Raw genomic sequence first — 3831 nt, forward strand, 5'->3', positions numbered from 1 at the left:
ACGGGCCCGCCCTCGCGCGAGAATCCAAGCTGCCGCGAAATTTCGCGCCCAAGCGTAAGGCGTGGCCTCAACCATCGCCGAAACTACCAACACAAACGTGCTTGCCCCTTCAATTGGCTTTTTCGGCGCTGCCGGTGCGCTCGTCGCCGTCAAATCGGATTCAGGCATTGGCGGCGGGGTCGATACCGAGACTTGCAAAGTCGGTGTATCGGGTAGGAATACGCCGCCAATCCGCTACTAAAGACGTAACAAGCAAGCAATATGATCGTGTCGGGGCGAAATTATTGGTTTTGCTACATGCAGGCGCAGGTCATGAAGGACAACCAAAGGAGAAGCGCATGAATAGGAAGTGGAAGAAGGCCGCAAAAGCGGCAGCACTAAGCGGTTTGGTGATAGCCGCGGCTTAAACTCCGGCGCGGTCATGGCCGATGACGACGACGATAAGGATTTCGGCGTATTCGTCGAGAGCAAATTGAACAAGCGCTCAAATAAGCTGTTCGGCGTAAAGTGGCCGCTTAAAGACTCCGCACCCGCGACCACCGGCGCGTATCGCACAGCCACCCAAAGCGCCGATGACCAGGTGTTGCTGGCCGACGGTTTGAAGGTTGAATACCTGACGCGCAATGCTGGTAACAATACCGACATGATCGCGTTTTTTCCGCTGCAAAACCCGACCCATCTGATCACTTGTGTGGAAGGGGCGCGCGAACAGTTGTCCGGCGACGCGAACAAAGACGCCTATGCGGTTGGCGACAAGTTCAACCCGGCGGTGCAGCGCATCAGTCTGGGCGACGGGAAGGTTGAAACCATCCTGCGCGGCATGAGCCGTTGCGACGGTATCCGCACCACGCCATGGGGAACAATTCTGGTAACCGAAGAAACCACCGATGGCGGCACCTATGAAATCCTGCATCCGCTGACCACAACCAACTTCACCGTGGCCAGCCGGGCGACAGGCGCGATCGTTGACGCTGCCGGCGGCGCCAACACGGCCGAGATTGCGAAACGGACCGCGCTGCCGACCATGGCCTGGGAAGGCATCGCTATTCTGCCCTCCGGCGTAGTCATCGCCGGCGACGAACTGCGTCCGGGTTCGATCGATCTGAACGGCGATGGAAAAGCCGACAACGATACCGATGGCGGCGCGATTTTCAAATTCATTCCATCGGTCGCGCGTAGCGGCGATGGCGCGATTGCGAATCTCGCCGAATCTCCATTCACCGCGGGCGCTGTCTACGCGCTCCAGGTCTCGTGCGTCGACGACACACAGCAATACGGTCAAGGTTGCGAGATCGGCAACGCGGCGTGGATTTCGGTCAACGCTGCGACTGCGCGCACCGATGCCAACAAGAATGGCGCGACCGGCTATTATCGGCCGGAAGATTTGCACCAGGACCCCGAGTATTCGGACGCGAAGAATCCGTTGGCGGTACGTGTTTGCTGGACCGACACCGGCAACGAGGACGGCAAGAATTACTCCGAAGTCGTCTGCGCAGTCGACAGCGCGCCGCTGGTCGCCGATCCAATGCAGCGCACAGTGGTCGCGAATCGCTTCGTTGAAGGCGATCTCGATTTCAATTCATTCGATAACCTCGACTTCCAGCCAAAAACCGGAATTCTTTACGTGATCGAAGACCACGATAACGGTGACATATTCGCCTGCCTGCGCGATGGTGACGACCGCGATATCAAGAGTGATGGCTGCGTCAAGATTCTGTCGGTCAAGGATAGCTCGGCCGAACCCACTGGATTCATTTTTAGCGCCGACGGCGAAACCGCGTATCTTTCGATCCAGCACTCGAACGACGAACGGGTCAGCAAAGTCGACGATTACGCGACCGACGATGTGTTGAGAATCACCGGCTTCAAAGTCAGGAAAGGCCATTAGCCGTTCGCTAACTGGTGTCAGGAGACGAGTTTTCGCGTAGCTGTGCGCTCGTCGAGTATGAATGGGATTAACGAGACGCCCCGCACTAAAAAACAGGCCGCACTTGCGGCCTGTTTTTTTAAACGCGTGCCGTTACCGCTATTCAAAATCACAAAACCCGTAGCGCCAGTACTTCCGGGGATGGGCACGGGTGATCGAGTGGCCCGGCATTTGCGCAAGCCGCAACGTAAACGATCGAGCTGTGCAACAACGGACGCCCTGAGCGCGCGCGACAGCGGCATCTTCGCACAAATGCCTAACACCACCCGGTCATTCCCGCGGAAGCGGGAATTCAGTGTCGTCGAACCCAGTCGCTGGGTACCCGACGCAGCCTGCCCTCGAATGTTTCAATCGGGGGCGGGGACAACGAGAAACGCGTTAGTCATTTATGAAAGCTCAATAGTCAGCGGGCATTCTCATGCCTCGTATGTCTTTGCCCACGCAGCACGTTCCGGCATCCTCGACGCGCAGCGCGCGTCAACCGTCGCCCAGGACCTTCAATCCGCCGTAGATCATGCGCTTGCCGTCGAACGGCATAGCCTTTGGGTCCATCATGTCCGCCAGGCGCGGGTCCCTTCATCGCCCTGGCGTTGACGCGATCTCGATGCGCTCGCGACTTGAATACGATCTAGGAGAACACGACCGCGCCCAGCCAGTGCTGGTAAGCGTGGTAGTCCTCTTCAGTGAAGAAACACGGCTCGCGGTTATGGCCGCGTCGGACAATGTGAAGCGGCCACCGTCAAAGATGAATGGGTGGCCGGCGGGGCATGCGACACGTTACATCCGCCAGAGATTTATATCGAGGCTGGGCTCTCTAATCCTCTGGAAGAGGAAGGACAGTGTGTCCCACGAGTCGTCCTGCCACTCGATGTCGATGAGCTGCCTGACGAACAGGTCGAATAGCGCCATGGGAGTTTATCCGTCGGCTGGGAGCCCTCTCATAGCTCACCTAGGTGTGATGTTGCAACACGTTGTTGTTCATTCGGATTGGGTTTGAGGTGAGGCTGGTGGCGGCGCGCTTTGGTGTCAGCGTAACGACCGCGCGCAAGTGGGTCGGGCGTTATCTGGCCCAAGGTCAGTCCGGCCTTCTCGATCACTCGTCGCGTCCCCTCAAGAGTCCGTCCGCGGGCGATTGTCGCGACCACGGCGCTTGCAATTGTTGAACTGCGCAAAGAAAACGTCTGACCATGGCGCGTTGCGCAGGCGTTGCGGGTGTCGAGCGCCACGGTCAGCCGGGTGCTCGCGCGCGTCGGTCTGTCCCAGCTCTCGGCTCTCGACTCCGTTGCTCCGGTCATGCGCTACGAGCACGCAGCACCCGGAGACTTGTTGCACCTCGATATCAAGACTTTAGGCCGGATCGAGGCGATCGGTCACCGGATTACCGGTAACCCGCGTGATTCGGTCAAGGGCGCAGGCTTTGAGAGCGTGTTCGTTGCCATCGACGATCACTCGCGGATCGGCTTTACAGGGTGCAAGCCAACGAGGGCAAAGTATGCGCGATTGCCTTCTTGCAAAGCGCGATCGCCTATTTCGCTCGCCTCGGTGTCACCATCCGCCGTATCCTGACCGACAACGGGCCTTGCTTTCGTTCCAAGGACTTCGCGCATGCCTGCCACAGCCTGGGCTTGCGTCATCGCTACATCAAACCCTACTGTCCGCAGACCAACGGCAAAGCCGAACGATTTATCGGTTCTGCCCTGCGCGAATGGGCTTACGGCTTCATCTATCATCATTCCAACCAGCGAGCCGCCATGCTCGATTGCTGGACGCATTACTACAATTGGGCATCGACCGCATCAAGGCATCGGCGGTCTGCCGCCCGCTTCTCGACTGCCGGGTAATGAGCATAACGTGTTGCAACTCCACAGCTAGGACGCGTTCAAATGGCGGGGCTGGGGCTACCC

Annotated in this window: 3 protein-coding genes; all 3 read left to right on the forward strand. The window is 58.5% G+C overall.

Annotated elements, in window-relative coordinates; all coding sequences use genetic code 11:
* Positions 1–421: 421 nt before the first annotated feature.
* The 3 genes from H0V78_11915 (at position 422) to H0V78_11925 (ending at position 3768) form a co-directional block, all read left to right on the forward strand.
* Entirely contained in the window at positions 422–1888 is a 1467-nt protein-coding gene (locus tag H0V78_11915; protein ID MBA2352447.1) for a DUF839 domain-containing protein, read from the forward strand.
* Between the two features lie 1013 nt (positions 1889–2901).
* Complete coding sequence (locus H0V78_11920) at positions 2902–3090, forward strand: helix-turn-helix domain-containing protein (protein ID MBA2352448.1); 189 nt, start codon at positions 2902–2904, stop codon at positions 3088–3090.
* Positions 3091–3396: 306 nt separating this feature from the next.
* Positions 3397–3768 (forward strand): transposase family protein, encoded by a 372-nt coding sequence (locus H0V78_11925; protein MBA2352449.1) that lies wholly within the window; start codon positions 3397–3399, stop codon positions 3766–3768.
* Positions 3769–3831 lie beyond the last annotated feature (63 nt).

It is taken from the genome of Burkholderiales bacterium (assembly GCA_013695435.1).
Classification (GTDB): Bacteria; Pseudomonadota; Gammaproteobacteria; order Burkholderiales; family JACMKV01; genus JACMKV01.

Coding starts and splice junctions, on each gene's coding strand:
- H0V78_11915 (MBA2352447.1), top strand. CDS start 422: ATGGCCGATGACGACGACGATAAGGATTTCGGCGTATTCGTCGAGAGC.